We start from the raw sequence: 26,262 nt of genomic DNA, 5'->3' as shown, positions 1-26,262 counted from the left end.
TTGAGATGGTAATGCCGGGCGACAACATCAAAATGGTTGTTACCCTGATCCACCCAATCGCGATGGACGACGGTCTGCGTTTCGCAATCCGTGAAGGCGGCCGTACTGTTGGTGCGGGCGTTGTTGCTAAAGTAATGAGCTAATTATTGATTAATTAGCTTTGAGCTTAAAAAGGGCGCTTCGGCGCCCTTTTTGCTGCCTACTATTTAGTGATTGTCATATTTATTCGCATTTTTTATTCATTCTCACACCGCGTAAATAGCGTTGTGCTATTGTAATCATAACTATTCTCATTTACAATTTGCACAGAAATTGAACGGGAGCGATCATGTACGTTTGTTTGTGTAATGCGATAAGTGATAAAAAAATACGTCAGGCTGTTCGCCAGTTTCACCCTCAGTCTTTTCAGCAGTTACGTAAATTTATTCCTGTTGGAAATCAATGTGGTAAATGCATTCGTGCTGCTCGCGAAGTCATGCAGGATGAATTGACACAAATGCCAGAATTTAAAGAAATCGCCTAAGTCACACTCTTTTTTTTGACATCCCTGTAGCCCCATCTACGCTCTAAGAGTGGAAGCGGAGGGACTATAAAATGAAAGGTGATGTTAAAATCATAAATTATCTCAATAAACTATTGGGAAATGAGCTTGTCGCAATCAACCAGTATTTTCTCCATGCTCGTATGTTTAAAAACTGGGGACTGACTCGCCTCAATGATGTTGAGTACCATGAATCTATCGATGAGATGAAACACGCTGATAAGTATATTGAGCGTATTTTATTTCTGGAAGGGCTCCCAAACTTACAGGATCTTGGTAAGTTGGGTATAGGTGAAGACGTTGAAGAGATGCTGCAATCCGATCTTCGACTCGAACTCGATGGTGCTAAAGATTTACGCGAAGCCATTGCCTATGCTGATAGCGTTCATGACTATGTCAGCCGGGACATGATGATCGAGATCCTGACTGAAGAAGAAGGTCATATTGACTGGCTCGAAACAGAGCTGGACCTGATTGCAAAACTGGGCTTGCAAAATTATCTGCAGTCGCAAATTAAAGTCAGTGACTAAACGCCCTGTAGCAGATTTATCCCGCCAATAACATAACCCGCAGCCGCCAGATATGGCCCAAATGGCAGCGGGTTTTTTAACGCCTGTCTCCCGCACCAGACGCAGGTGATTCCAGTGAGGCAACAGGCCATGCCGGCGGCAAGTAAAACCAGCAGGGGTAATGATTCCCAGCGATGCCATGCGCCTAGCGCGGCAAGAAATTTGACATCACCAAAACCTAATCCTTCCTGTCGAAATAGCAGACGATACCCCCAGTAGAACAGTGAAAATGCACCATAACCTGCTACGGCCCCCCAAAGCGCTTCGGATAACTGTGCCGGTCTGCAACACTGATGATAAATAAGACCGCTCCACAAAAGCGGGCAGGTAAATTTGTCGGGCAACAATCCGGTACGTAAATCCTGAACTAAGAGCAGCGCTGATAGCGAAACATAAATCAGCAGAAAGGGGAGGTCGATGTACATAGGCAAGCCTCGTGCGGCAAAAAGGTTACCCTCGGGTAAAACCGGCGGCCATACAAGTCTGGGATGTTAGTTATGTAAATTCCCTTCCACGGAAAACACGCGACGCCATAGCGCATACAGTCGGAGTGGAAGGGGGTTCGCATTTGCGAGTGATTAATTTCTACGCGGCACTTGCTTAAGACTGAGATTTACGTATAATGCGCGGGCTTGTCTAATATTGACAGCGGTTCGATATGAGCCACCGGTACTGCGAAAGCAATACCAGACAATGTTCCCAATCGGGGAACTCTGTAAGAACGGTTACACTCTCCCATCAATCGTAATGGGTTTGAGGAGTAACTATTTCGTCTATAAAATAATTGGAGCTCTGGTCTCATGCAGAACCAAAGAATCCGTATCCGTTTGAAAGCGTTTGATCATCGTCTGATCGATCAATCAACCGCGGAAATCGTCGAGACTGCCAAGCGCACTGGTGCGCAGGTTCGTGGTCCGATCCCGCTGCCGACCCGCAAAGAGCGTTTCACCGTTCTGATCTCCCCGCACGTTAACAAAGACGCGCGTGATCAGTACGAGATTCGTACTCACAAGCGTCTGGTTGACATCGTTGAGCCAACTGAAAAAACCGTTGATGCTCTGATGCGTCTGGACCTGGCTGCCGGTGTAGACGTGCAGATCAGCCTGGGTTAATCAGGTCATCGAGCGATTGAGAGGTTGATACAATGATTGGTTTAGTCGGTAAAAAAGTGGGTATGACCCGCATCTTCACTGAAGATGGCGTATCTATCCCAGTAACCGTTATCGAAGTTGAAGCAAACCGCGTTACTCAGGTTAAAGATCTGGCTAACGATGGCTATCGCGCTGTTCAGGTTACCACTGGTGCTAAAAAAGCTAACCGTGTAACTAAGCCGGAAGCTGGTCACTTTGCTAAAGCTGGCGTAGAAGCTGGCCGCGGCCTGTGGGAGTTCCGTCTGGCAGATGGTGAAGAATACACCGTTGGTCAGAACATTAGCGTTGAACTGTTTGCTGACGTTAAAAAAGTTGACGTAACCGGTACCTCTAAAGGTAAAGGTTTCGCTGGTACCGTTAAGCGCTGGAACTTCCGTACCCAGGACGCTACTCACGGTAACTCCTTGTCTCACCGCGTTCCGGGTTCTATCGGTCAGAACCAGACTCCGGGCAAAGTGTTCAAAGGCAAGAAAATGGCAGGTCAGCTGGGCAACGAACGTGTAACCGTTCAGAGCCTGGACGTAGTACGTGTTGACGCTGAGCGCAACCTGCTGCTGGTTAAAGGTGGTGTTCCGGGTGCGACCGGTTGCGACCTGATCGTTAAACCAGCTGTGAAGGCGTAAGGGGATAGCAATGGAATTAGTATTGAAAGACGCGCAGAGCGCGCTGACTGTTTCCGAAACTACCTTCGGTCGTGATTTCAACGAAGCGCTGGTTCACCAGGTTGTTGTTGCTTATGCAGCTGGTGCTCGTCAGGGTACTCGTGCTCAGAAGACTCGTGCTGAAGTAACTGGTTCAGGCAAAAAGCCGTGGCGCCAGAAAGGTACCGGCCGTGCGCGTTCAGGTTCTATCAAGAGCCCGATCTGGCGTTCAGGTGGCGTGACCTTCGCTGCTCGTCCACAGGACCACAGTCAAAAAGTTAACAAAAAGATGTACCGCGGCGCGCTGAAAAGCATTCTGTCCGAACTGGTACGTCAGGATCGTCTGATCGTTGTCGAATCATTCTCTGTTGAAGCGCCTAAAACTAAGCTGCTGGCACAGAAACTGAAAGACATGGCTCTGGAAGATGTGCTGATCATCACCGGTGAGCTGGACGAAAACCTGTTCCTGGCTGCGCGCAACCTGCACAAGGTTGACGTACGCGATGCAACTGGTATCGACCCGGTTAGCCTGATCGCCTTCGACAAAGTCGTAATGACTGCTGATGCTGTTAAGCAAGTTGAGGAGATGCTGGCATGATTCGTGAAGAACGTCTGCTGAAAGTGCTGCGCGCACCGCACGTTTCTGAAAAAGCGTCTACTGCGATGGAAAAAACTAACACCATCGTTCTCAAAGTTGCTAAAGACGCGACCAAAGCAGAAATCAAAGCTGCTGTGCAGAAACTGTTTGAAGTCGAAGTCGAAGTCGTTAACACCCTGGTAGTTAAAGGGAAAGTTAAACGTCACGGACAGCGTATCGGTCGTCGTAGCGACTGGAAAAAAGCTTACGTCACCCTGAAGGAAGGCCAGAATCTGGACTTCGTCGGCGGCGCTGAGTAAGTCGGAGGAGTAATACAATGGCAGTTGTTAAATGTAAACCGACATCTCCGGGTCGTCGCCACGTTGTTAAAGTGGTCAACCCAGAGCTGCACAAGGGCAAACCTTTTGCTCCGCTGGTTGAAAAAAACAGCAAATCCGGTGGTCGTAACAACAATGGCCGCATCACCACTCGTCACATCGGTGGTGGTCACAAGCAGGCTTATCGTATTGTTGACTTCAAACGCAACAAAGACGGTATCCCGGCAGTTGTTGAACGTCTTGAGTACGATCCGAACCGCTCCGCGAACATCGCGCTGGTTCTGTACAAAGACGGTGAACGCCGTTACATCCTGGCCCCTAAAGGCCTGAAAGCTGGCGACCAGATTCAATCTGGCGTTGATGCTGCAATCAAAGCAGGTAACACCCTGCCGATGCGCAATATCCCGGTTGGTTCTACCGTTCATAACGTAGAAATGAAACCAGGTAAAGGCGGTCAGCTGGCACGTTCCGCTGGTACTTACGTTCAGATCGTTGCTCGTGATGGTGCTTATGTCACCCTGCGTCTGCGTTCTGGTGAAATGCGTAAAGTCGAAGCAGATTGCCGTGCGACTCTGGGCGAAGTTGGCAATGCTGAGCATATGCTGCGCGTTCTGGGTAAAGCAGGTGCTGCACGCTGGCGTGGTGTTCGTCCTACCGTTCGCGGTACTGCGATGAACCCAGTCGATCACCCACATGGTGGTGGTGAAGGTCGTAACTTTGGTAAGCACCCGGTAACTCCGTGGGGCGTTCAGACCAAAGGTAAGAAGACCCGCAGCAACAAGCGTACTGATAAATTCATCGTACGTCGCCGTAGCAAATAATTTTAGAGGATAAGCCATGCCACGTTCTCTCAAGAAAGGTCCTTTTATTGACCTGCACTTGCTGAAGAAGGTAGAGAAAGCGGTGGAAAGCGGAGACAAGAAGCCCCTGCGCACTTGGTCCCGTCGTTCAACGATCTTTCCTAACATGATCGGTTTGACCATCGCTGTCCATAATGGTCGTCAGCACGTTCCGGTATTTGTTTCCGACGAAATGGTCGGTCACAAACTGGGTGAATTCGCACCGACTCGTACTTATCGCGGCCACGCTGCTGATAAAAAAGCGAAGAAGAAATAAGGTAGGAGGAAGAGATGGAAACTTTAGCTCAACATCGCCATGCTCGTTCTTCTGCTCAGAAGGTTCGCCTTGTTGCAGACCTGATTCGCGGTAAGAAAGTGTCGCAGGCTCTGGATATTCTGACCTACACCAATAAGAAAGCGGCTGTACTGGTTAAGAAAGTCCTGGAATCTGCCATTGCTAACGCTGAACACAACGATGGCGCTGACATTGACGATCTGAAAGTTACGAAAATTTTCGTAGACGAAGGCCCGAGCATGAAGCGCATTATGCCGCGTGCAAAAGGTCGTGCAGATCGCATCCTGAAGCGCACCAGCCACATTACTGTGGTTGTGTCCGATCGCTGAGACTCTGGAGACTAGCAATGGGTCAGAAAGTACATCCTAATGGTATTCGCCTGGGTATTGTAAAACCATGGAACTCAACCTGGTTTGCGAACACCAAAGAATTCGCTGACAACCTGGACAGCGATTTTAAAGTACGTCAGTACCTGACTAAGGAACTGGCTAAAGCGTCTGTATCTCGTATCGTTATCGAGCGTCCGGCTAAGAGCATCCGTGTGACCATTCACACCGCTCGCCCGGGTATCGTTATCGGTAAGAAAGGCGAAGACGTAGAAAAACTGCGCAAAGTCGTAGCGGATATTGCTGGCGTTCCTGCTCAGATCAATATCGCCGAAGTGCGTAAGCCTGAACTGGACGCAAAATTGGTTGCTGACAGCATCACTTCTCAGCTGGAACGTCGCGTTATGTTCCGTCGTGCTATGAAGCGTGCTGTACAGAACGCAATGCGTCTGGGCGCTAAAGGTATCAAAGTTGAAGTTAGCGGCCGTCTGGGCGGCGCGGAAATCGCACGTACCGAATGGTACCGTGAAGGTCGCGTACCGCTGCACACTCTGCGTGCTGACATCGACTACAACACCTCTGAAGCGCACACCACTTACGGTGTAATCGGCGTTAAGGTATGGATCTTCAAAGGCGAGATCCTGGGTGGTATGGCTGCTGTTGAACAACCGGAAAAACCGGCTGCGCAACCTAAAAAGCAGCAGCGTAAAGGCCGTAAATAAGGAGCGTCGCTGATGTTACAACCAAAGCGTACAAAATTCCGTAAAATGCACAAAGGCCGTAACCGCGGTCTGGCTGCTGGCGCGGATGTTAGCTTCGGCAGCTTCGGTCTGAAAGCTGTTGGCCGTGGTCGTCTGACTGCCCGTCAGATCGAAGCAGCACGTCGTGCTATGACCCGTGCAGTTAAGCGTCAAGGTAAGATCTGGATCCGTGTATTCCCGGACAAACCGATCACTGAAAAGCCGCTGGCAGTGCGTATGGGTAAAGGTAAAGGTAACGTAGAGTATTGGGTTGCCTTGATTCAGCCGGGTAAAGTCCTGTATGAAATGGACGGCGTACCGGAAGAGCTGGCCCGTGAAGCATTCAAGCTGGCAGCAGCGAAACTGCCGATTAAAACCACCTTTGTAACTAAGACGGTGATGTAATGAAAGCAAAAGAGCTGCGTGAGAAGAGTGTTGAAGAGCTGAACACCGAGCTGCTGAATCTGCTGCGTGAGCAGTTCAACCTGCGTATGCAGGCTGCAAGTGGCCAGCTGCAACAGTCTCACCTGTTGAAGCAAGTGCGTCGTGATGTCGCACGCGTTAAGACTTTACTGACTGAGAAGGCGGGTGCGTAATGACCGATAAAATCCGTACTCTGCAAGGTCGCGTTGTTAGCGATAAAATGGAGAAATCCATCGTTGTTGCTATCGAACGTTTTGTGAAACACCCGATCTACGGTAAATTCATTAAGCGTACGACCAAACTGCACGTACATGACGAGAACAACGAATGCGGTACTGGTGACGTGGTTGAAATCCGCGAATGCCGTCCGCTGTCCAAGACTAAGTCCTGGACGCTGGTTCGCGTTGTAGAGAAAGCCGTTCTGTAATACAGTAGGCATTCTCAACGAATAAACGGCTCAGCGATGAGCCGTTTATTTTTTCTACCCATATCGTTGAAGCGGTGTTATAATGCCGCGCCCCCGATATGGGGCTTTTTTAACGACCTGATTTTCGGGTCTCAGTAGTAGTTGACATTAGCGGAGCACTAAAATGATCCAAGAACAGACTATGCTGAACGTCGCCGACAACTCCGGTGCACGTCGCGTAATGTGTATCAAGGTTCTGGGTGGCTCGCACCGTCGCTACGCAGGCGTCGGCGATATCATCAAGATCACCATCAAGGAAGCAATTCCGCGTGGTAAGGTCAAAAAAGGTGATGTGCTGAAGGCGGTAGTGGTGCGCACCAAGAAGGGTGTTCGTCGCCCGGACGGTTCTGTCATTCGCTTCGATGGTAATGCATGCGTTATTTTAAACAATAACAGCGAGCAACCTATCGGTACGCGTATTTTTGGGCCGGTAACTCGTGAACTTCGTAACGAGAAGTTCATGAAAATTATCTCTCTGGCACCAGAAGTACTCTAAGGAGCGAATCATGGCAGCGAAGATCCGTCGTGATGACGAAGTTATCGTGTTAACCGGTAAAGATAAAGGTAAACGCGGTAAAGTTAAGAATGTCCTGTCTTCCGGCAAGGTCATTGTTGAAGGTATTAACCTGGTTAAGAAACATCAGAAGCCGGTTCCGGCCCTGAACCAGCCAGGCGGCATCGTAGAGAAAGAAGCAGCTATTCAGATCTCTAACCTTGCTATCTTCAACGCGGCAACCGGCAAGGCTGACCGTGTAGGCTTTAGATTCGAAGACGGTAAAAAAGTCCGTTTCTTCAAATCTAACAGCGAAACTATCAAGTAATTTGGAGTAGTACGATGGCGAAACTGCATGATTACTACAAAGACGAAGTAGTCGCTAAACTCATGACTGAGTTTAACTACAATTCTGTCATGCAAGTCCCTCGGGTCGAGAAGATCACCCTGAACATGGGTGTTGGTGAAGCGATCGCTGACAAAAAACTGCTGGATAACGCAGCAGCTGACCTGACAGCAATCTCCGGTCAAAAACCGCTGATCACCAAAGCACGCAAATCAGTTGCAGGCTTCAAAATCCGTCAGGGCTATCCGATCGGCTGTAAAGTAACTCTGCGTGGCGAACGCATGTGGGAGTTCTTTGAGCGCCTGATCACTATTGCTGTTCCACGTATCCGTGACTTCCGTGGCTTGTCCGCTAAGTCTTTCGACGGTCGTGGTAACTACAGCATGGGTGTCCGTGAGCAGATCATCTTCCCAGAAATCGACTACGATAAAGTCGACCGCGTGCGTGGTTTGGATATTACCATTACCACTACTGCGAAATCTGATGAAGAAGGCCGTGCTCTGCTGGCTGCCTTTGACTTCCCGTTCCGCAAGTAAGGTAGGGTTACTGAATGGCTAAGCAATCAATGAAAGCACGCGAAGTAAAGCGCGTAGCTTTAGCTGATAAGTACTTCGCAAAACGCGCTGAACTGAAAGCTATTATCTCTGATGTGAACGCGACCGACGAAGATCGTTGGAACGCAGTTCTCAAGCTGCAGTCTCTGCCGCGTGATTCCAGCCCGTCCCGTCAGCGTAACCGCTGCCGTCAAACAGGTCGTCCGCATGGCTATGTGGGCAAGTTCGGGTTGAGCCGTATCAAACTGCGTGAAGCCGCCATGCGCGGTGAAGTACCAGGCTTGAAAAAGGCTAGCTGGTAATTACCAATTGAATCACGGGAGTAAAGACAGATGAGCATGCAAGATCCGATCGCGGATATGCTGACCCGTATCCGTAACGGTCAGGCCGCGAATAAAGCTGCGGTCACCATGCCTTCCTCCAAGCTGAAAGTGGCAATTGCCAACGTGCTGAAGGAAGAAGGTTTTATTGAAGATTTTAAAGTTGAAGGCGACACCAAGCCGGAACTGGAACTTACTCTCAAGTATTTCCAGGGTAAAGCTGTTGTAGAAAGCATTCAGCGTGTCAGTCGCCCAGGTCTGCGCATTTATAAGCGTAAAGACGAGCTGCCGAAAGTTATGGCTGGCATGGGTATCGCAGTTGTTTCTACCTCTAAAGGTGTTATGACTGATCGTGCAGCGCGCCAGGCTGGTCTTGGTGGCGAAATTATCTGCTACGTAGCCTAATCGGAGGAAAAAATGTCTCGTGTTGCTAAAGCACCGGTCGTTATTCCTGCCGGCGTTGATGTAAAAATCAACGGTCAGGTTATTACGATCAAAGGTAAAAACGGCGAGCTGACTCGTACTCTCAACGATGCTGTTGCAGTAAATCATGCAGATAATGCACTGACCTTCGGTCCGCGTGATGGTTACGCAGATGGATGGGCTCAGGCTGGTACCGCGCGTGCCCTGCTGAATGCAATGGTTGTCGGTGTTACCGAAGGCTTCACTAAGAAGCTTCAGCTGGTTGGTGTAGGTTATCGTGCAGCGGTTAAAGGGAATGTAGTAAACCTGGCTTTAGGTTTCTCTCACCCAGTTGACCATCAGCTGCCTGCGGGTATCACTGCAGAATGTCCGTCTCAGACTGAAATCGTGCTGAAAGGCGCTGATAAACAGCTGATCGGTCAGGTTGCAGCAGATCTGCGCGCCTACCGTCGTCCTGAGCCTTATAAAGGCAAGGGTGTTCGTTACGCCGACGAAGTCGTGCGTACCAAAGAGGCTAAGAAGAAGTAAGGTAACACTATGGATAAGAAATCTGCTCGTATCCGTCGTGCGACCCGCGCACGCCGCAAGCTCCAGGAGCTGGGTGCAACTCGCCTGGTGGTACATCGTACCCCGCGTCATATTTACGCACAGGTAATTGCACCGAACGGTTCTGAAGTTCTGGTAGCTGCTTCTACTGTAGAAAAAGCTATCGCTGAACAATTGAAGTACACCGGTAACAAAGACGCTGCTGCAGCTGTAGGTAAAGCTGTTGCTGAACGCGCTCTGGAAAAAGGCATCAAAGATGTTTCTTTTGACCGTTCCGGGTTCCAATATCATGGTCGTGTCCAGGCACTGGCAGATGCTGCCCGTGAAGCTGGCCTTCAGTTCTAAGGTAGAGGTGTAAGATGGCTCACATCGAAAAACAAGCTGGCGAACTGCAGGAAAAGCTGATCGCGGTTAACCGCGTATCTAAAACCGTTAAAGGTGGTCGTATTTTCTCCTTCACAGCTCTGACTGTAGTTGGTGATGGTAACGGTCGCGTTGGTTTTGGTTACGGTAAAGCGCGTGAAGTTCCAGCAGCGATCCAGAAAGCGATGGAAAAAGCCCGTCGCAATATGATTAACGTCGCGCTGAACCACGGCACCCTGCAGCACCCGGTTAAGGGTACTCACACGGGTTCTCGTGTATTCATGCAGCCGGCTTCCGAAGGTACCGGTATCATCGCCGGTGGTGCAATGCGCGCCGTTCTGGAAGTCGCTGGAGTTCGTAACGTTCTGGCTAAAGCGTATGGTTCCACTAACCCGATTAACGTGGTTCGTGCAACTATCGATGGTCTGGAAAATATGAAATCTCCGGAAATGGTCGCTGCCAAGCGTGGTAAATCCGTTGAAGAAATTCTGGGGAAATAAACCATGGCAAAGACTATTAAAATTACTCAAACCCGCAGTGCAATCGGTCGTCTGCCGAAACACAAGGCAACGCTGCTTGGCCTGGGTCTGCGTCGTATTGGTCACACCGTAGAGCGCGAGGATACTCCTGCCGTTCGTGGTATGGTCAACGCGGTTTCCTTCATGGTTAAAGTTGAGGAGTAAGAGATGCGTTTAAATACTCTGTCTCCGGCCGAAGGCTCTAAAAAAGCGGCTCGCCGCCTGGGTCGTGGTATCGGTTCTGGCCTCGGTAAAACCGGTGGTCGTGGTCACAAAGGTCAGAAGTCTCGTTCTGGCGGTGGCGTACGTCGCGGTTTCGAGGGTGGCCAGATGCCTCTGTACCGTCGTCTGCCGAAATTCGGCTTCACTTCACGTAAAGCAGCGATTACAGCCGAAGTTCGTCTGTCTGACCTGGCTAAAGTTGAAGGCGGTGTTGTAGACCTGAACACGCTGAAAGCAGCTAACATTATCGGTATCCAGATCGAGTTCGCGAAAGTGATCCTGGCTGGTGAAGTCACTACTCCGGTAACTGTTCGTGGCCTGCGTGTTACTAAAGGCGCTCGTGCTGCTATCGAAGCTGCTGGCGGTAAAATCGAGGAATAAGTAGCAGATGGCTAAACAACCGGGATTAGATTTTCAAAGTGCCAAAGGTGGCTTAGGCGAGCTGAAACGCAGACTGCTGTTTGTAATCGGCGCGCTGATTGTGTTCCGTATTGGCTCTTTCATTCCGATCCCTGGTATTGATGCCGCTGTACTTGCCAAACTGCTTGAGCAACAGCGAGGCACCATCATTGAAATGTTTAACATGTTCTCTGGTGGTGCTCTCAGCCGTGCTTCTATCTTTGCTCTGGGGATCATGCCGTATATTTCGGCGTCGATCATTATCCAGCTGCTGACGGTGGTTCATCCAACGCTGGCAGAAATTAAGAAAGAAGGGGAGTCTGGTCGTCGTAAGATCAGCCAGTACACCCGCTACGGTACTCTGGTGCTGGCGATATTCCAGTCGATCGGTATTGCTACCGGTCTGCCGAATATGCCTGGTATGCAGGGCCTGGTGATGAACCCAGGCTTTGCATTCTATTTCACCGCTGTTGTAAGTCTGGTTACAGGGACGATGTTCCTGATGTGGTTGGGTGAACAGATTACTGAACGTGGTATCGGCAACGGTATCTCAATCATTATCTTCGCCGGTATTGTCGCGGGACTCCCGCCAGCCATTGCCCATACTATCGAGCAAGCGCGTCAAGGCGACCTGCACTTCCTCGTGTTGCTGTTGGTTGCAGTATTAGTATTCGCAGTGACGTTCTTTGTTGTATTTGTTGAGCGTGGTCAACGCCGCATTGTGGTAAACTACGCGAAACGTCAGCAAGGTCGTCGTGTCTATGCTGCACAGAGCACACATTTACCGCTGAAAGTGAATATGGCGGGGGTAATCCCAGCAATCTTCGCTTCCAGTATTATTCTGTTCCCGGCGACCATCGCGTCATGGTTCGGGGGCGGGACGGGTTGGAACTGGCTGACAACAATTTCGCTGTATTTGCAGCCTGGGCAACCGCTTTATGTGTTACTCTATGCGTCTGCAATCATATTCTTCTGTTTCTTCTACACGGCGTTGGTTTTCAACCCGCGTGAAACAGCAGATAACCTGAAGAAGTCCGGTGCATTTGTACCAGGAATTCGTCCGGGAGAGCAAACGGCGAAGTATATCGATAAAGTAATGACCCGCCTGACTTTGGTTGGTGCGCTCTACATTACCTTTATCTGCCTGATCCCGGAGTTCATGCGTGATGCAATGAAAGTACCGTTCTACTTCGGTGGGACCTCACTGCTTATCGTTGTTGTCGTGATTATGGACTTTATGGCTCAAGTGCAAACTCTGATGATGTCAAGTCAGTACGAGTCTGCATTGAAGAAGGCGAATCTGAAAGGCTACGGCCGTTAACAGTCGCCCGAGAAGTTACGGAGAGTAAAAATGAAAGTTCGTGCTTCCGTCAAGAAATTATGCCGTAACTGCAAAATCGTTAAGCGTGATGGTGTCATCCGTGTGATTTGCAGTGCCGAGCCGAAGCATAAACAGCGCCAAGGCTGATTTATTCGCATATTTTTCTTGCAAAGTTGGGTTGAGCTGGCTAGATTAGCCAGCCAATCTTTTGTATGTCTGTGCGTTTCCATTTGAGTATCCTGAAAACGGGCTTTTCAGCATGGTGCGTACATATTAAATAGTAGGAGTGCATAGTGGCCCGTATAGCAGGCATTAACATTCCTGATCAGAAACATGCTGTGATCGCATTAACTTCGATCTACGGCGTCGGCAAGACCCGTTCTAAAGCCATTCTGGCTGCCGCGGGTATCGCTGAAGATGTTAAGATCAGTGAGCTGTCTGAAGAACAAATCGACACGCTGCGTGACGAAGTTGCCAAATTTGTCGTTGAAGGTGATCTGCGCCGTGAAGTTAGCATGAGCATCAAGCGCCTTATGGACCTTGGTTGCTATCGCGGTTTGCGTCATCGTCGTGGTCTCCCGGTTCGCGGTCAGCGTACCAAGACCAACGCACGTACCCGTAAGGGTCCGCGCAAACCGATCAAGAAATAATCGGGGTGATTGAATAATGGCAAAGGCACCAATTCGTGCACGTAAACGTGTAAGAAAACAAGTCTCTGACGGCGTGGCTCATATCCATGCTTCTTTTAACAACACCATCGTTACCATCACTGATCGTCAGGGTAACGCACTGGGTTGGGCAACAGCCGGTGGTTCCGGTTTCCGTGGTTCTCGCAAATCCACTCCGTTTGCAGCTCAGGTTGCAGCAGAGCGTTGCGCTGAAGCCGTAAAAGAATACGGTATCAAGAATCTGGAAGTTATGGTCAAAGGACCGGGTCCAGGTCGCGAATCTACTGTTCGTGCTCTGAACGCCGCTGGTTTCCGCATCACTAATATTACTGATGTGACTCCGATCCCTCATAACGGTTGTCGTCCGCCGAAAAAACGTCGCGTATAACGCTGTCGTTTCTAGGATTGTTGGAGAAAGAAAATGGCAAGATATTTGGGTCCTAAGCTCAAGCTGAGCCGTCGTGAGGGCACTGACTTATTCCTTAAGTCTGGCGTTCGCGCGATCGATACCAAGTGTAAAATTGAACAAGCTCCTGGCCAGCACGGTGCGCGTAAACCGCGTCTGTCTGACTATGGTGTGCAGTTGCGTGAAAAGCAAAAAGTTCGCCGTATCTACGGTGTGCTGGAGCGTCAGTTCCGTAACTACTACAAAGAAGCAGCACGTCTGAAAGGCAACACCGGTGAAAACCTGTTGGGTCTGCTGGAAGGTCGTCTGGACAACGTTGTATACCGTATGGGCTTCGGTGCCACTCGTGCAGAAGCACGTCAGCTGGTCAGCCATAAAGCAATTATGGTAAACGGTCGTGTTGTTAACATCGCTTCTTATCAGGTTAGTCCGAATGACGTTGTTAGCATTCGTGAGAAAGCGAAGAAGCAGTCTCGCGTGAAAGCCGCTCTGGAGCTGGCTGAGCAGCGTGAAAAGCCAACCTGGCTGGAAGTTGATGCTGGCAAGATGGAAGGTACGTTCAAGCGTAAGCCGGAGCGTTCTGATCTGTCTGCGGACATTAACGAACACCTGATCGTCGAGCTTTACTCCAAGTAAAGCTTAGTACCAAAGAGAGGACACAATGCAGGGTTCTGTGACAGAGTTTCTAAAACCGCGCCTGGTAGATATCGAGCAAGTGAGTTCGACGCACGCCAAGGTGACCCTTGAGCCTTTAGAGCGTGGCTTTGGCCATACTTTGGGTAACGCACTGCGCCGTATTCTGCTCTCATCGATGCCGGGTTGCGCGGTGACCGAGGTTGAGATTGATGGTGTACTACATGAGTACAGCACCAAAGAAGGCGTTCAGGAAGATATCCTGGAAATCCTGCTCAACCTGAAAGGGCTGGCGGTGAGAGTTCAGGGTAAAGATGACGTTATTCTTACCTTGAATAAATCTGGCATTGGCCCTGTGACTGCAGCCGACATTACCCATGATGGTGATGTCGAAATCGTCAAGCCACAGCACGTGATCTGCCACCTGACCGATGAGAACGCATCTATTAGCATGCGCATCAAAGTTCAGCGCGGTCGTGGTTATGTGCCGGCTTCTACCCGAATTCATTCGGAAGAAGATGAGCGCCCAATCGGCCGTCTGCTGGTCGACGCATGCTACAGCCCTGTAGAGCGTATTGCCTACAATGTTGAAGCAGCGCGTGTAGAACAGCGTACCGACCTGGACAAGCTGGTCATCGAAATGGAAACCAACGGCACAATCGATCCTGAAGAGGCGATTCGTCGTGCGGCAACCATTCTGGCTGAACAACTTGAAGCTTTCGTTGACTTACGTGATGTACGTCAGCCGGAAGTTAAAGAAGAGAAACCAGAATTCGATCCGATCCTGCTGCGCCCTGTTGACGATCTGGAATTGACTGTCCGCTCTGCTAACTGCCTCAAAGCAGAAGCTATCCACTATATCGGTGATCTGGTACAGCGTACTGAGGTTGAGCTTCTTAAGACGCCTAACCTTGGTAAAAAATCTCTTACTGAGATTAAAGACGTGCTGGCTTCCCGTGGACTGTCTCTGGGCATGCGCCTGGAAAACTGGCCACCGGCAAGCATCGCTGACGAGTAACCGGATCACAGGTTAAGGTTTTACTGAGAAGGATAAGGTCATGCGCCATCGTAAGAGTGGTCGTCAACTGAACCGCAACAGCAGCCATCGCCAGGCTATGTTCCGCAATATGGCAGGTTCACTGGTTCGTCATGAAATCATCAAGACGACTCTGCCGAAAGCGAAAGAGCTGCGTCGCGTAGTTGAGCCGCTGATTACTCTTGCCAAGACTGATAGCGTAGCTAATCGTCGTCTGGCATTCGCCCGTACTCGTGATAACGAGATCGTGGCAAAACTGTTTAACGAACTGGGCCCGCGTTTCGCGAGCCGCGCCGGTGGTTACACTCGCATTCTGAAGTGTGGTTTCCGTGCAGGCGACAACGCGCCGATGGCATACATCGAGCTGGTTGATCGTTCAGAGAAAACAGAAGCTGCTGCAGAGTAATCTGTAGTAACGTAAAAAAACCCGCTTCGGCGGGTTTTTTTATATCCGTCATATCCCCGCTTATCTACAATATCAGTACTCTTTTTGTTCATCCCCTGGAGTGTTGTATGTGGTTACTGGACCAGTGGGCAGAGCGGCATATTATTGATGCACAGTCTAAAGGTGAGTTTGACCGTTTACCTGGTACAGGTAAGCCGTTGGTTCTTGATGACGATTCCCATGTTCCACTGGAACTGCGAGCTGGATTCCGTTTATTAAAAAATGCAGGCTGTCTTCCTCCTGAGCTTGAGCAGCGCAGAGAGGCAATACAGCTGCTTGAATTACTCACAGGGATCCGCAAAGATGATCCTGGTTATCAGGAGGTGAGCCGAAGACTGTCACTACTGGAACTTAAACTTCAACAGGCTGGACTTAGCACTGAGTTTTTACACGGTGAATACGCAGATAAGCTGCTACATAAGGTCAACGACGAATAGCGGAGAGAGCATGTACCGTATTGGTGAATTAGCGAAACTGGCTGACGTAACGCCTGATACCATCCGCTACTATGAAAAGCAGCAGATGATGGAACATGAAATACGTACAGAAGGTGGGTTTCGCCTCTATACGGAAAGCGATCTTCAGCGTCTGAAGTTTATTCGTTATGCCCGTCAGCTTGGTTTCACTCTGGAATCGATCCGCGAGCTACTTTCGATCCGAATCGATCCTGAACACCATACCTGTCAGGAATCAAAAGGGATCGTCCAGGAAAGATTGCAGGAGGTTGAAGCGCGAATAGCGGAGCTTCAGGCGATGCAACGATCGCTTCAGCGATTGAATGATGCATGTTGTGGCAAGGCGCACAGCAGCGTTTACTGCTCTATCCTTGAAGCTCTTGAGCAAGGCGCCAGCGGAACTACATCAGGTTGTTGATTTATTGAACGACCAGGTCTACACTCGCGGCGTAAACTATTACAAACTGGAGATAATATGAGTCGTTATCAGCACACCAAAGGGCAGATAAAGGACAACGCCATTGAGGCGCTTCTGCATGACCCACTGTTCAGACAGCGCATTGAGAAAAATAAGAAAGGGAAAGGAAGTTATCTGCGTAAAGGTAAACATGGTAATCGGGGTAACTGGGAGGCCAGTGGCAAGAAAGTGAATCACTTTTTTACCACTGGCCTTCTGGTTTCAGTGAGTGCTTAAGAACGATTATTTTGTTCTTTCAGCAGGTCACGAATTTCACTCAGCAATACTTCTTCTTTCGATGGAGCAGGCGGTGCTGCCGGCTCTTCCGCTTTTTTACGGTTCAGTTTGTTGATTAGCTTGATTGCCATAAAAATAGCAAACGCAACAATAATGAAATCAAAGACGTTCTGAATAAATACACCGTAATGCATGACAACCGCTGGGATATCTCCCTGTGCATCACGTAGCGTTAAAGCAAACTGTTTAAAATCGATGCCACCAATTAACAACCCAAGCGGCGGCATGATGATATCAGCAACCAGTGATGAAACGATCTTACCAAATGCCGCACCAATAATGACACCCACTGCCAAATCGACAACATTCCCGCGCATCGCGAATTCGCGAAATTCTTTAATAATGCTCATTTTATTCTCCCTATGCAGCTGACGTTTATAAGTTTAACAAATGTTTAGGCAATTTCCATTTATGTATTGCTCAAAGGAAAATTTATTAGACCCTGATAAATAAAGGGAAATAAAAAGGGCGCGGTATTCGCGCCCAAATTATTACAAGAAGAAAGGACTTGGCTGGAATAACCGCTCGACGTCGGTAATAAACTTTTTATCTGTCAGGAACATAATTACGTGATCGCCCTGTTCAATACGCAGGTTATCGTTGGCAATCATCACATCGTTGCCACGCACGACGGCGCCAATAATGGTTCCGGGTGGAAGTTTTATCTCATCAATTGAGCGACCTACAACCCGCGATGTTGTTTCATCACCGTGTGCGACAGCTTCAATAGCTTCCGCGACACCGCGGCGTAGTGAAGAAACACCAACTATATCAGCTTTACGCACGTGACTGAGCAGCGCAGAGATAGTTGCCTGCTGCGGCGAAATCGCAATATCGATCACGCTGCCCTGCACCAGATCGACGTACGCTCTGCGTTGGATCAACACCATCACTTTCTTGGCCCCCATCCGTTTGGCAAGCATCGCTGACATGATGTTAGCTTCATCGTCGTTGGTGACCGCGATGAACAGATCAACCTGATCGATATGTTCTTCCGCCAGCAGCTCTTGATCCGAAGCATCTCCAAAGAAGACGATCGTATTTTGCAGTTTCTCCGCAAGCTCGGATGCTCGCTGTTGATTACGTTCGATCAGTTTGACGCTGTAATCTTTTTCCAGACGATGTGCCAGACCAGCACCGATATTACCACCACCCACTAACATAATGCGTTTGTAAGGCTTTTCCAGTCGCTGCAATTCGCTCATTACGGCGCGAATATGCTGTGATGCTGCAATAAAGAAGACTTCATCACCTGCTTCAACAATGGTAGAACCTTGCGGACGGATCGGCCGATCATGACGGAAAATCGCCGCCACGCGGGTATCAATGTGTGGCATATGTTCACGCATTGTTGATAGCGCATTGCCGATTAGCGGCCCGCCGTAATAGGCTTTCACGACCGCAAGGCTGACTTTCCCTTCGGCAAAATTTACTACCTGTAATGCACCCGGATATTCAATCAGTCGATAAATGCTATCGATAACCAGTTGCTCAGGCGCAATCAGGTGGTCGATAGGCACGGCATCGGATTGGAATAGCTTGTCCGCATCACGAACGTAATCCGGTGAACGAATACGGGCGATGCGATTAGGCGTATTAAACAGTGAATAAGCTACCTGACAGGCAACCATATTTGTTTCATCTGAGCTGGTTACGGCAACCAGCATATCGGCATCGTCGGCGCCGGCTTCACGCAGAACGCGAGGATGTGAACCGTGCCCTTGTACGACGCGGAGATCAAACTTGTCCTGCAAGCTGCGCAGGCGTTCACCATTGGTATCGACTACCGTGATATCGTTGTTCTCTCCGACCAGGTTTTCAGCCAGCGTACCGCCAACTTGCCCTGCGCCCAGAATGATAATTTTCATCAGTCGCGACCCGTTATCTCATCACTTTTTGATTAGCTTAGCGTAAAAGAAGCCATCGCCATCTTCCGCACCTGGTAAATTCTGACGTCCAGGTTTTTCCGGCGTACCGGTTTCGCTTAATACCGCATCCGGATTACGAGCAAGGAAGGCGGCAATTTGCTGCTGGTTTTCTTCCGGCAGGATAGAGCACGTTGCATAAACCAGCGTGCCGCCGGGTTTAAGGTGTAACCAGGTGGCATTCAGGATCTCGGCCTGCAACTGCGCAAGTTCGACAATATCCCGGTCGCGGCGGAGCCACTTGATATCCGGATGGCGACGAATAACGCCTGTGGCAGAACACGGAGCATCCAGCAAAATACGATCAAACTGTTGTTCACCGCACCACTGCTGTGGATAGCGGCCATCACCCTGCTTTACGGTTGCCTTCATGCCCAGACGTTTCAGATTGTCGTAAACGCGTGATAAACGTTTTTCATCGACATCGACGGCCATTACGTTAGCGTGAGGAGCAACTTCCAGAATGTGAGTGGTTTTCCCGCCCGGCGCGCAGCACAGGTCGAGGATCTGTTCACCGTCTTCCGGCAACAGATAGGTCATGCATCCTTGAGCGGAAGCATCCTGAACGGTTACCCAGCCTTCGTCAAAACCAGGCAGGGCGTGCACAGGAGCCGGCGTTTCCAGACGCACTGCATCCGGATACGCCGGATGCGGGAAGCCGGTTAATCCCGCTTCGCTAAGCAGGTCCAGCCAGGCATCGCGCGTATGGTGGTTACGATTGACACGCAGCCACATTGGTGGCCGTTGGTTATTAGCTTCAAGAATGGCTTCCCACTGCTGCGGATAAGCGGCCTTAATACGTTTCACCAGCCAGGAGGGGTGTAAGAAACGTAAATCGCTTTGTGCGAACTCGGCCAACAGTTCATCCTGACGGCGTTGAAACTGGCGCAACACGCCGTTGATCAGCCCTTTTAACTGCGGGCGCTTAATAACGACCGCGCCTTCTACGGTCTCTGCCAGTGCAGCATGCGGTGGAATACGGGTATGCAGCAGTTGGTAGAAGCCCACCATGATCAGATAGTGAACGGTGCGCTGTTTGCCCGTCATTGGACGTTCCATCAACTGCTGGATCATCCACTCCAGTTGGGAGAGAGTGCGCAATACGCCGAAGCAAAGTTCCTGCAACAACGCTTTGTCTTTATCAGCAACTTTTTGCTGCATGGCAGGCAGTACGTTGCTTAATGACTGTCCTTTTTCGACAACCTGTTCGACGGCCTGGGCCGCCATACTGCGTAAATTAAGATGTTTTTTCATAAGCGCAAAAATAAAAATGCCCGGAAACACCGGGCTTAAAGAGATGAACCGTCAGAACAGACGATTACCGGGTACAAACCATTCCCGGCGTGAATTAAGCAGATCCTGCGCGCTCATGGCTTTTTTACCGGCAGGCTGCAAAGAGAGGAGGTTCAGGATGCCGTCGCCCGTTGCGATCTGGATACCCTGCTTTGTTGCCTCCAGAATGGTACCTGGCGCAGCCTGGGTGTTTACAGCAATGACCGAAGCTTGCCAGACTTTCACCGGCTGACCGTCGATTTCTAGCCAACTCATTGGCCACGGGTTAAAGGCACGAATGCAGCGTTCCAACTGAGCGGCTGAAAGCGACCAGTCGATACGGGCTTCTTCTTTGCTGAGTTTTTCTGCATGTGTAACCAGAGATTCATCTTGTACAACCGGTTTTATCGTACCAGCTGCCAGCTGTTTTAGCGTTTCAATCAACCCCTGCGGCCCTAAATCTGCCAGCTTATTGTATAGCGAACCGCTGGTATCTTCCGCCGTAATTGGGCAGGAAAGCTTAAGCAGCATATCTCCGGTGTCAAGGCCAACATCCATCTGCATGATGGTCACACCGGTTTCTGCGTCACCTGCCCATAGTGAGCGTTGAATTGGTGCTGCGCCACGCCAGCGCGGAAGTAGGGAACCGTGAACGTTGATACAACCCAGACGTGGCATTTCCAGTACGGCTTTTGGCAGAATCAGGCCATATGCCACCACCACCATCACGTCTGCGCATAAATCAGCAACCAGCTGCTGGTTTTCCTGAGGGCGAAGAGAGACGGGTTGGAAAACCGGTATCCCTTTTTCTTCCGCCAGCACTTTTACCGGGCTGGGCATCAGCTTTTTACCGCGTCCCGCCGGGCGGTCCGGTTGGGTAAACACGCCAACGACGTTGTGTCCAGAAGACAACAGCGCGTCGAGATGACGCGCTGCAAAGTCAGGTGTACCCGCAAAAATAATACGTAGTGAGTCTGACACGTTGATTCTTGTCCTTAAGCTCGGGCGTTCAGGCGGTCGAGTTTTTCAACTTTCTGACGAATGCGTTGTTGCTTCAACGGAGACAGATAATCGATAAACAGTTTACCGACCAGGTGATCCATTTCATGTTGAATACAGATAGCCAGCAGGCCATCGGCTTCCAGTTCAAAAGATTTACCGTTGCGATCGAGCGCGCGAATTTTTACTTTCTCAGCACGCGGTACTAACGCACGCTGTTCAGGAATCGACAGGCAACCCTCTTCAATGCCGGTTTCGCCGTCTTTTTCCAGCAGCTCTGGGTTAATGAGTACCAACTGCTCGTCGCGGTTTTCAGAGACATCAATAACGATGATGCGCTGATGAATATCGACTTGCGTTGCTGCCAGGCCGATACCTTCTTCGGCGTACATCGTTTCGAACATATCATCAACGATACGCTGAATTTCTGCATTCACTTCTTCAACCGGTTTTGCGACTTTGCGAAGGCGCTCGTCCGGAATATGTAACACTTGCAAAACTGACATAGTTATCCAGAGTTGTGTTCAGGAGTTGAAAAGATTATTACCTCTATTCTAGACAAAACCCCCTCTGATTGACAGCATCAGTGACCAATCGCAAAGATTGCCAGGACTGCTTGTGGCAGGGGGAGCAGGGATGACCCAAATCGAAATTTGGCTACGTTTAGCCCAAGTGAATGAACTGTATGGTGATGAGATGGTGCGCATTGCTCATTGGCTCAATACTCAACCGTGTATTAATAATACGGTACTTCATCATGCTGGATTCTCTCCCCGCCAGGTCAGACGGTTTTTAACTTTTTCACAGCAGACGCTGGAAAAAACGTTGCGCTGGCTTGAGCAGCCCAACCATCATTTTGTGGTTGCCGACAGCGAGCATTATCCCCCACAGCTCCGTGCGATTGTGGATTATCCTGGGATGCTTTTTGTCGCAGGAAATCCCGCATGCCTCCCCTCATTTCAGGTTGCCGTTGTCGGTAGCCGACAACACTCCTGGTATGGCGAACGATGGGGGCGATTGTTTTGTGAAAAGCTTGCAGCATGTGGTGTGACGATCACCAGTGGTCTGGCCCGGGGGATTGATGGTGTGGCGCACAAGGCTGCGATAAACCGCCAGGGCACAAGTATTGCGGTGTTGGGAAATGGGCTTGAGACCATTCATCCACGACAGCATGTCCATCTTGCTGAACGACTGATTGAGTCTGGAGGCGCACTGGTGTCTGAGTTCCCACTGGATGCGCTCCCTTTGCCGCGCAATTTTCCCAGACGAAATCGTATTATCAGCGGTCTAAGTAAGGGAGTCCTGGTTGTTGAAGCTGCGCAGCGTAGCGGGTCACTGGTCACTGCGCGTTGCGCGCTGGAACAAGGGCGGGAGGTTTTTGCTCTGCCGGGAGCGATTGGGAGCCCGGGAAGTGAAGGTCCACATTGGCTTATTCAGCAGGGAGCTACGCTTGTGACGGCCCCAGAAGAAATTCTGGAAAATTTGCAATATGGGCTGCCATGGTTGCCAGATGAACCTGAAAAATCAATTTATTCGCCAGATCACGAAGAGGTGGCATTGCCATTTCCTGAGCTCCTGGCTAACGTAGGAGATGAGGTAACACCTGTTGACGTCGTCGCTGAACGTGCCGGCCAACCTGTGCCAGAGGTAGTAGCTCAACTGCTCGAACTGGAGTTAGCAGGATGGATCGCAGCTGTACCCGGCGGCTATGTCCGATTGAGGAGGGCATGCCATGTTCGACGTACTAATGTATTTGTTTGAGACATATATCCATAACGAAGCTGAGCTGCGTGTGGATCAGGACAAACTGGAACGGGATCTTACCGACGCTGGTTTTGATCGTGAAGACATTTACAACGCGTTACTTTGGCTGGAAAAGCTTGCTGATTATCAGGATGGTCTTGCTGAGCCTATGCAGCTGGCATCCGATCCTCTTTCTGTACGTATTTACACGGCAGAAGAGTGCGATCGACTAGATGCAAGCTGTCGAGGGTTCCTGCTATTCCTGGAGCAGATTCAGGTGCTAAACCTCGAAACGCGAGAGATGGTAATTGAACGCGTCCTCGCACTGGATACGGCAGAGTTCGATCTGGAAGACCTGAAGTGGGTGATCCTGATGGTGCTATTCAACATTCCAGGTTGTGAAAATGCCTATCAGCAAATGGAAGAATTACTCTTTGAAGTGAATGAAGGTATGCTGCATTAATCAATCTTCATTCAGTATGAGTTGTTATGGCTAAATCAGCACTGTTCACGGTGCGTAAAAATGAGCCCTGCCCACAATGCGGGGCTGAACTGGTTATTCGTTCCGGGAAACACGGTCCGTTTCTCGGTTGTTCACACTATCCAGAATGCGATTACATCCGTCCGCTGAAATCTTCTGCGGACGGACATATTGTCAAAGTTCTGGAGGGTAAGCTTTGCCCTGCATGTGGCGCAGAACTGGTGCTGAGACAGGGAAGATTCGGAATGTTCATTGGATGCAGTGATTATCCTGCGTGTGAACATACTGAACTTATCGACAAGCCTGATGAAACAGCAATAACCTGTCCTCAATGCCAGACTGGCCATCTTGTTCAGCGGCGTTCCCGTTATGGCAAAACCTTTTATTCCTGCGAGCGCTATCCGGAGTGCCAGTTTGTCATCAACTTCAAACCGTTAGCTGGGGAGTGTCCCGAGTGTCATTATCCACTGCTCATCGAAAAGAAAACCGCGCAGGGTGTGAAGCATTTCTGTGCCAGTAAACAATGTGGAAAGCCGATTTCGGCGGATTAAAAAAGTGAATAATAACCTGCCCGCAGAACTTATCGCTGATGCGATAGAGGTTCTGAAACAAGAAAGAGTCATCGCCTATCCAACAGAAGCTGTATTTGGTGTCGGCTGCGATCCTGACAGCGAAACGGCTGTCACCCGTCTGTTGGAGTTAAAACAACGCCCAGTCGATAAAGGCTTAATTTTGATTGCAGCAAACTTTGACCAGCTTAAACCCTATATCGACGATAGTATGCTAACCGAGGCCCAACGTGAGGCTGTTTTCGCCCGCTGGCCTGGACCTGTTACTTTCGTTTTCCCGGCGCCCGCGACTACGCCTCGTTGGTTGACTGGTCGTTTTGACTCGCTGGCCGTGCGTGTCACCGATCATCCGCTGGTGGTTGCACTCTGCCAGGCCTATGGCAAACCATTAGTCTCTACCAGTGCTAATTTGAGTGGCCTGCCGCCTTGCAGAACAGTTGAAGAAGTTCGCGCGCAGTTTGGTACAGACTTTCCTGTGGTTGAGGGGGTGACTGGAGGTCGTTTGAATCCTTCGGAGATCCGTGATGCTCTGACGGGTGAACAGTTTCGACAGGGGTAATATGAAAGAAGCCTATGCTGTTTTTGGTAATCCGATAGCGCACAGTAGATCGCCCTTTATTCATCAGCAATTTGCAAAGCAGTTGAAGATTGATCATTCCTATGGGCGTGTACTGGCACCCATCAATGATTTTGTGAATACGCTGAACGCTTTTTTTGCTGGGGGTGGGAAGGGGGCAAATGTCACCGTGCCTTTTAAAGAAGAAGCGTTTGCACGTGCCGATGAGCTCACGGAGCGGGCATCGCTTGCAGGAGCGGTCAATACTCTTAAGCGGTTGGGGGATGGACGTTTACTGGGAGATAACACGGATGGTATCGGCTTATTAAGCGATCTCGAGCGTTTATCTTTTATTCGTCCCGGTTCGCGAGTTCTGTTGATTGGTGCAGGCGGCGCATCCCGTGGTGTATTACTGCCTCTTCTTTCTATGGATTGTGCGGTGACCATCGTTAACCGTACACCTTCCCGTGCTGAAGAACTGGCACAAATCTTCTCCCACACCGGCAGCGTGCAGGCGGTGGGAATGAACGACCTTGATAATTGCAGTTTTGATTTGATCATCAACGCCACATCCAGCGGAATAAGCGGTGAGATACCGGCCATTCCAACATCCCTTATCCACCCTTCTGTCTATTGTTATGACATGTTTTATCAGAAAGGGAACACACCGTTTCTTTACTGGTGTGCTTCGCATGGGGCGAAACATTATGCCGATGGTTTGGGGATGCTGGTGGGGCAGGCTGCGCATGCAGTTTTACTCTGGCATGGCGTTTTGCCACAGGTTGAGCCTGTCATAAAAAGCCTGCAACAGGAATTGTCGGCATGAATCAGGCGATCCAGTTTCCCGATCGAGAGAAATGGCAGGTAGATATTAGTGCTGTTGTTTTTCCGGCGATGGTCCATGGTATGCAGTTAACATGTGCCATATCAGGAGAGAAGTTGGCGTCCCGCTTTGGTGGCTCTACGCCTGAGCAGTGGTTGGAAATATTTCAACAGCATCGCTGGGACCTGGAAGAAGAGGCCGAAGCATTGATCCAGGACCAGCAGGAAGACTCTCAGGGTTGGGTTTGGTTACTGTGATTTAAATACTCATCTTTCCATTTAACATAGTTATTAGCAGAGTATTGTAAGCCTGCCTTCTCTTCATCGCTTAATGGACGGATCTGTTTAACCGGGCTTCCCAGATACAGATACCCACTCTCCAGGCGTTTATTTTGCGGAACCAGGCTTCCAGCCCCAATCATAACGTCGTCTTCTACCACCACACCGTCCAGTAAAATCGATCCCATACCGACTAATACGCGGTTGCCAATGATGCAGCCGTGCAACATGACTTTATGACCGACCGTCACATCTTCACCCACGATCAATGGATTACCCTGCGGATTTGATGTGGATTTATGCGTGACATGCAAAACGCTGCCATCCTGAATGTTCGTACGGGCGCCAATTTGCACAAAGTTTACATCGCCACGAATCGCAACCAGCGGCCAAATTCCGACGTCATCAGCTAAACGCGTATCACCAATCACAACACTGCTGGCGTCGATCATCACGCGTTTTCCGATCTGTGGGAAAAGATCCTTATAAGGACGTAATACATCAGACATGTTCACCTCAACGAAAATAGAGCAGTAAAGAAGACTTTGGTTGGATTACCGAGACTACGCAAGTGATTTAGCTATCAAAAATCAGCCAAATTGCGCAGGAATGTAGCGAAAGGGGTGAAAAACAAGCATTCAGCAAAAAAGATCCAAAAAACACTTGTGCTAAAAAATGGGATCCCTATAATGCGCCTCCATCGACACGGCGGATGTGAATCACTTCACACAAACAGCCGGTCCGGTTGAAGAGAAAAACCTGAAAATGAGGGTTGACTCTGAAAGAGGAAAGCGTAATATACGCCACC

General features: G+C 49.9%; 47 protein-coding genes. 40 read left to right on the top strand and 7 right to left on the bottom strand.

Going from position 1 to position 26,262, the window contains the following annotated elements; all coding sequences use genetic code 11:
* The 3 genes from ACU8YC_RS23920 to bfr form a co-directional block, all read left to right on the top strand.
* Nucleotides 1-143, top strand: a 143-nt coding sequence (locus ACU8YC_RS23920; protein ID WP_446661267.1) for an EF-Tu C-terminal domain-related protein, incomplete at its 5' end; no start/stop codon positions are given.
* 185 nt (nt 144-328) lie between these two features.
* On the top strand, nt 329-523 hold the full coding sequence (gene bfd / locus ACU8YC_RS23915) for a bacterioferritin-associated ferredoxin (protein ID WP_003031111.1): 195 nt from the start codon (nt 329-331) through the stop codon (nt 521-523).
* A 71-nt stretch (nt 524-594) separates the two neighbouring features.
* Entirely contained in the window at nt 595-1,071 is a 477-nt protein-coding gene (gene bfr / locus ACU8YC_RS23910) for a bacterioferritin (RefSeq protein ID WP_003031113.1), read from the top strand.
* Here bfr and ACU8YC_RS23905 read toward each other — a convergent pair.
* Nucleotides 1,068-1,535, bottom strand: coding sequence for a prepilin peptidase (locus ACU8YC_RS23905; protein WP_151224112.1), 468 nt, complete (start codon nt 1,533-1,535; stop codon nt 1,068-1,070). The two genes, bfr and ACU8YC_RS23905, sit on opposite strands and share 4 nt — an antisense overlap.
* 375 nt (nt 1,536-1,910) lie before the next feature.
* Between ACU8YC_RS23905 and rpsJ the strand changes: the two genes are divergently transcribed.
* From rpsJ to arfA, 31 genes are all read left to right on the top strand, one after another.
* Nucleotides 1,911-2,222, top strand: coding sequence for a 30S ribosomal protein S10 (gene rpsJ, locus ACU8YC_RS23900; RefSeq protein ID WP_001181005.1), 312 nt, complete (start codon nt 1,911-1,913; stop codon nt 2,220-2,222).
* A 32-nt stretch (nt 2,223-2,254) separates the two neighbouring features.
* Nucleotides 2,255-2,884, top strand: coding sequence for a 50S ribosomal protein L3 (gene rplC / locus ACU8YC_RS23895; RefSeq protein WP_003031117.1), 630 nt, complete (start codon nt 2,255-2,257; stop codon nt 2,882-2,884).
* 10 nt (nt 2,885-2,894) lie between these two features.
* Nucleotides 2,895-3,500: a 50S ribosomal protein L4 gene (gene rplD / locus ACU8YC_RS23890; protein ID WP_003031119.1), complete on the top strand. Its 606-nt coding sequence runs from the start codon at nt 2,895-2,897 to the stop codon at nt 3,498-3,500.
* Nucleotides 3,497-3,799, top strand: a complete 303-nt coding sequence (rplW, locus tag ACU8YC_RS23885; protein WP_000617546.1) for a 50S ribosomal protein L23 — start codon at nt 3,497-3,499, stop codon at nt 3,797-3,799. Before rplD ends, rplW begins: the two co-directional genes overlap by 4 nt.
* Nucleotides 3,800-3,816: 17 nt before the next feature.
* Complete coding sequence (gene rplB / locus ACU8YC_RS23880) at nt 3,817-4,638, top strand: 50S ribosomal protein L2 (protein ID WP_000301869.1); 822 nt, start codon at nt 3,817-3,819, stop codon at nt 4,636-4,638.
* Between the two features lie 16 nt (nt 4,639-4,654).
* Nucleotides 4,655-4,933, top strand: a complete 279-nt coding sequence (gene rpsS / locus ACU8YC_RS23875; RefSeq protein ID WP_001138115.1) for a 30S ribosomal protein S19 — start codon at nt 4,655-4,657, stop codon at nt 4,931-4,933.
* 14 nt (nt 4,934-4,947) lie between these two features.
* A complete protein-coding gene (rplV, locus tag ACU8YC_RS23870; RefSeq protein WP_000448832.1) occupies nt 4,948-5,280 on the top strand; it encodes a 50S ribosomal protein L22 in 333 nt (110 codons plus the stop codon).
* A gap of 17 nt (nt 5,281-5,297) precedes the next feature.
* Nucleotides 5,298-5,999 carry a 30S ribosomal protein S3 gene (gene rpsC / locus ACU8YC_RS23865; RefSeq protein ID WP_000529945.1) on the top strand — a complete coding sequence of 234 codons (702 nt, stop codon included), beginning with the start codon at nt 5,298-5,300 and terminating at the stop codon, nt 5,997-5,999.
* Between the two features lie 12 nt (nt 6,000-6,011).
* Entirely contained in the window at nt 6,012-6,422 is a 411-nt protein-coding gene (gene rplP / locus ACU8YC_RS23860) for a 50S ribosomal protein L16 (protein ID WP_000941208.1), read from the top strand.
* Nucleotides 6,422-6,613, top strand: a complete 192-nt coding sequence (gene rpmC, locus ACU8YC_RS23855; RefSeq protein ID WP_000644742.1) for a 50S ribosomal protein L29 — start codon at nt 6,422-6,424, stop codon at nt 6,611-6,613. The genes rplP and rpmC overlap by 1 nt, the downstream gene beginning before the upstream one ends.
* Nucleotides 6,613-6,867, top strand: coding sequence for a 30S ribosomal protein S17 (rpsQ, locus tag ACU8YC_RS23850; protein WP_003031120.1), 255 nt, complete (start codon nt 6,613-6,615; stop codon nt 6,865-6,867). Before rpmC ends, rpsQ begins: the two co-directional genes overlap by 1 nt.
* Nucleotides 6,868-7,030: 163 nt before the next feature.
* Complete coding sequence (gene rplN, locus ACU8YC_RS23845; protein WP_000613954.1) at nt 7,031-7,402, top strand: 50S ribosomal protein L14; 372 nt, start codon at nt 7,031-7,033, stop codon at nt 7,400-7,402.
* Between the two features lie 10 nt (nt 7,403-7,412).
* Nucleotides 7,413-7,727 carry a 50S ribosomal protein L24 gene (rplX, locus tag ACU8YC_RS23840; RefSeq protein ID WP_003031122.1) on the top strand — a complete coding sequence of 105 codons (315 nt, stop codon included), beginning with the start codon at nt 7,413-7,415 and terminating at the stop codon, nt 7,725-7,727.
* A 14-nt stretch (nt 7,728-7,741) separates the two neighbouring features.
* On the top strand, nt 7,742-8,281 hold the full coding sequence (gene rplE / locus ACU8YC_RS23835; protein ID WP_003031123.1) for a 50S ribosomal protein L5: 540 nt from the start codon (nt 7,742-7,744) through the stop codon (nt 8,279-8,281).
* Between the two features lie 14 nt (nt 8,282-8,295).
* On the top strand, nt 8,296-8,601 hold the full coding sequence (gene rpsN / locus ACU8YC_RS23830) for a 30S ribosomal protein S14 (protein ID WP_003031125.1): 306 nt from the start codon (nt 8,296-8,298) through the stop codon (nt 8,599-8,601).
* A gap of 30 nt (nt 8,602-8,631) precedes the next feature.
* A complete protein-coding gene (gene rpsH, locus ACU8YC_RS23825; RefSeq protein ID WP_003031127.1) occupies nt 8,632-9,024 on the top strand; it encodes a 30S ribosomal protein S8 in 393 nt (130 codons plus the stop codon).
* Between the two features lie 12 nt (nt 9,025-9,036).
* Complete coding sequence (gene rplF, locus ACU8YC_RS23820; protein ID WP_003031129.1) at nt 9,037-9,570, top strand: 50S ribosomal protein L6; 534 nt, start codon at nt 9,037-9,039, stop codon at nt 9,568-9,570.
* 9 nt (nt 9,571-9,579) lie between these two features.
* Nucleotides 9,580-9,933, top strand: a complete 354-nt coding sequence (rplR, locus tag ACU8YC_RS23815; RefSeq protein WP_000358960.1) for a 50S ribosomal protein L18 — start codon at nt 9,580-9,582, stop codon at nt 9,931-9,933.
* Nucleotides 9,934-9,947: 14 nt separating this feature from the next.
* Nucleotides 9,948-10,451, top strand: a complete 504-nt coding sequence (gene rpsE / locus ACU8YC_RS23810; protein ID WP_003031131.1) for a 30S ribosomal protein S5 — start codon at nt 9,948-9,950, stop codon at nt 10,449-10,451.
* Between the two features lie 3 nt (nt 10,452-10,454).
* Nucleotides 10,455-10,634, top strand: a complete 180-nt coding sequence (rpmD, locus tag ACU8YC_RS23805; protein ID WP_001140434.1) for a 50S ribosomal protein L30 — start codon at nt 10,455-10,457, stop codon at nt 10,632-10,634.
* A gap of 3 nt (nt 10,635-10,637) precedes the next feature.
* A complete protein-coding gene (rplO, locus tag ACU8YC_RS23800; protein ID WP_003031132.1) occupies nt 10,638-11,072 on the top strand; it encodes a 50S ribosomal protein L15 in 435 nt (144 codons plus the stop codon).
* A gap of 7 nt (nt 11,073-11,079) precedes the next feature.
* A complete protein-coding gene (gene secY, locus ACU8YC_RS23795; protein WP_001118864.1) occupies nt 11,080-12,411 on the top strand; it encodes a preprotein translocase subunit SecY in 1,332 nt (443 codons plus the stop codon).
* Between the two features lie 30 nt (nt 12,412-12,441).
* Nucleotides 12,442-12,558 carry a 50S ribosomal protein L36 gene (gene rpmJ / locus ACU8YC_RS23790; RefSeq protein ID WP_000868187.1) on the top strand — a complete coding sequence of 39 codons (117 nt, stop codon included), beginning with the start codon at nt 12,442-12,444 and terminating at the stop codon, nt 12,556-12,558.
* A gap of 146 nt (nt 12,559-12,704) precedes the next feature.
* Nucleotides 12,705-13,061 carry a 30S ribosomal protein S13 gene (gene rpsM, locus ACU8YC_RS23785; RefSeq protein ID WP_003031135.1) on the top strand — a complete coding sequence of 119 codons (357 nt, stop codon included), beginning with the start codon at nt 12,705-12,707 and terminating at the stop codon, nt 13,059-13,061.
* A gap of 16 nt (nt 13,062-13,077) precedes the next feature.
* Nucleotides 13,078-13,467 (top strand): 30S ribosomal protein S11, encoded by a 390-nt coding sequence (rpsK, locus tag ACU8YC_RS23780; protein WP_003031137.1) that lies wholly within the window; start codon nt 13,078-13,080, stop codon nt 13,465-13,467.
* A 33-nt stretch (nt 13,468-13,500) separates the two neighbouring features.
* Nucleotides 13,501-14,121, top strand: coding sequence for a 30S ribosomal protein S4 (gene rpsD / locus ACU8YC_RS23775; RefSeq protein ID WP_003031138.1), 621 nt, complete (start codon nt 13,501-13,503; stop codon nt 14,119-14,121).
* 25 nt (nt 14,122-14,146) lie between these two features.
* The gene (locus ACU8YC_RS23770) at nt 14,147-15,136 is read left to right on the top strand and encodes a DNA-directed RNA polymerase subunit alpha (protein ID WP_003031139.1); all 990 of its coding nucleotides are present in this window, start codon (nt 14,147-14,149) and stop codon (nt 15,134-15,136) included.
* 40 nt (nt 15,137-15,176) lie between these two features.
* On the top strand, nt 15,177-15,560 hold the full coding sequence (rplQ, locus tag ACU8YC_RS23765) for a 50S ribosomal protein L17 (protein WP_001216370.1): 384 nt from the start codon (nt 15,177-15,179) through the stop codon (nt 15,558-15,560).
* Nucleotides 15,561-15,667: 107 nt separating this feature from the next.
* On the top strand, nt 15,668-16,036 hold the full coding sequence (locus tag ACU8YC_RS23760; protein ID WP_151219982.1) for a DnaJ family domain-containing protein: 369 nt from the start codon (nt 15,668-15,670) through the stop codon (nt 16,034-16,036).
* A gap of 10 nt (nt 16,037-16,046) precedes the next feature.
* Entirely contained in the window at nt 16,047-16,472 is a 426-nt protein-coding gene (gene zntR / locus ACU8YC_RS23755; RefSeq protein ID WP_151219981.1) for a Zn(2+)-responsive transcriptional regulator, read from the top strand.
* Between the two features lie 57 nt (nt 16,473-16,529).
* The gene (arfA, locus tag ACU8YC_RS23750; protein WP_151219980.1) at nt 16,530-16,748 is read left to right on the top strand and encodes an alternative ribosome-rescue factor ArfA; all 219 of its coding nucleotides are present in this window, start codon (nt 16,530-16,532) and stop codon (nt 16,746-16,748) included.
* Here the strand turns inward: arfA and mscL are convergent.
* The 5 genes from mscL to def form a co-directional block, all read right to left on the bottom strand.
* The gene (mscL, locus tag ACU8YC_RS23745) at nt 16,745-17,158 is read right to left on the bottom strand and encodes a large-conductance mechanosensitive channel protein MscL (RefSeq protein ID WP_003031152.1); all 414 of its coding nucleotides are present in this window, start codon (nt 17,156-17,158) and stop codon (nt 16,745-16,747) included. The genes arfA and mscL overlap by 4 nt on opposite strands.
* Before the next feature lie 141 nt (nt 17,159-17,299).
* Nucleotides 17,300-18,676, bottom strand: coding sequence for a Trk system potassium transporter TrkA (gene trkA / locus ACU8YC_RS23740; protein WP_096890501.1), 1,377 nt, complete (start codon nt 18,674-18,676; stop codon nt 17,300-17,302).
* Nucleotides 18,677-18,697: 21 nt separating this feature from the next.
* Nucleotides 18,698-19,987, bottom strand: coding sequence for a 16S rRNA (cytosine(967)-C(5))-methyltransferase RsmB (gene rsmB / locus ACU8YC_RS23735; protein ID WP_187254188.1), 1,290 nt, complete (start codon nt 19,985-19,987; stop codon nt 18,698-18,700).
* Nucleotides 19,988-20,038: 51 nt separating this feature from the next.
* On the bottom strand, nt 20,039-20,986 hold the full coding sequence (fmt, locus tag ACU8YC_RS23730) for a methionyl-tRNA formyltransferase (protein ID WP_151219979.1): 948 nt from the start codon (nt 20,984-20,986) through the stop codon (nt 20,039-20,041).
* 14 nt (nt 20,987-21,000) lie between these two features.
* Entirely contained in the window at nt 21,001-21,510 is a 510-nt protein-coding gene (gene def / locus ACU8YC_RS23725) for a peptide deformylase (protein WP_003031159.1), read from the bottom strand.
* 130 nt (nt 21,511-21,640) lie between these two features.
* Here def and dprA point away from each other — a divergent pair, with 130 nt between their 5' ends.
* The 6 genes from dprA to ACU8YC_RS23695 are packed head-to-tail and all read left to right on the top strand — an operon-like array spanning nt 21,641 to nt 25,433.
* On the top strand, nt 21,641-22,765 hold the full coding sequence (gene dprA, locus ACU8YC_RS23720) for a DNA-protecting protein DprA (protein WP_187260384.1): 1,125 nt from the start codon (nt 21,641-21,643) through the stop codon (nt 22,763-22,765).
* Nucleotides 22,737-23,210, top strand: a complete 474-nt coding sequence (smg, locus tag ACU8YC_RS23715) for a DUF494 family protein Smg (RefSeq protein ID WP_005134083.1) — start codon at nt 22,737-22,739, stop codon at nt 23,208-23,210. Before dprA ends, smg begins: the two co-directional genes overlap by 29 nt.
* 26 nt (nt 23,211-23,236) lie before the next feature.
* The gene (locus ACU8YC_RS23710) at nt 23,237-23,779 is read left to right on the top strand and encodes a DNA topoisomerase family protein (RefSeq protein ID WP_151219977.1); all 543 of its coding nucleotides are present in this window, start codon (nt 23,237-23,239) and stop codon (nt 23,777-23,779) included.
* A 4-nt stretch (nt 23,780-23,783) separates the two neighbouring features.
* Entirely contained in the window at nt 23,784-24,356 is a 573-nt protein-coding gene (gene tsaC, locus ACU8YC_RS23705) for an L-threonylcarbamoyladenylate synthase type 1 TsaC (RefSeq protein ID WP_187254191.1), read from the top strand.
* Between the two features lies 1 nt (nt 24,357).
* On the top strand, nt 24,358-25,179 hold the full coding sequence (gene aroE, locus ACU8YC_RS23700; RefSeq protein WP_423391017.1) for a shikimate dehydrogenase: 822 nt from the start codon (nt 24,358-24,360) through the stop codon (nt 25,177-25,179).
* Nucleotides 25,176-25,433: a DUF1488 family protein gene (locus ACU8YC_RS23695; RefSeq protein ID WP_151224108.1), complete on the top strand. Its 258-nt coding sequence runs from the start codon at nt 25,176-25,178 to the stop codon at nt 25,431-25,433. The genes aroE and ACU8YC_RS23695 overlap by 4 nt, the downstream gene beginning before the upstream one ends.
* Here ACU8YC_RS23695 and ACU8YC_RS23690 read toward each other — a convergent pair.
* A complete protein-coding gene (locus ACU8YC_RS23690; RefSeq protein WP_151219973.1) occupies nt 25,409-25,963 on the bottom strand; it encodes a gamma carbonic anhydrase family protein in 555 nt (184 codons plus the stop codon). The genes ACU8YC_RS23695 and ACU8YC_RS23690 overlap by 25 nt on opposite strands.
* Nucleotides 25,964-26,262 lie beyond the last annotated feature (299 nt).

This window comes from Citrobacter sp. VF227, assembly GCF_052950715.1.
Note: the sequence above shows the minus strand (reverse complement) of the source record. Positions and strands in the feature narration are given on the sequence as shown.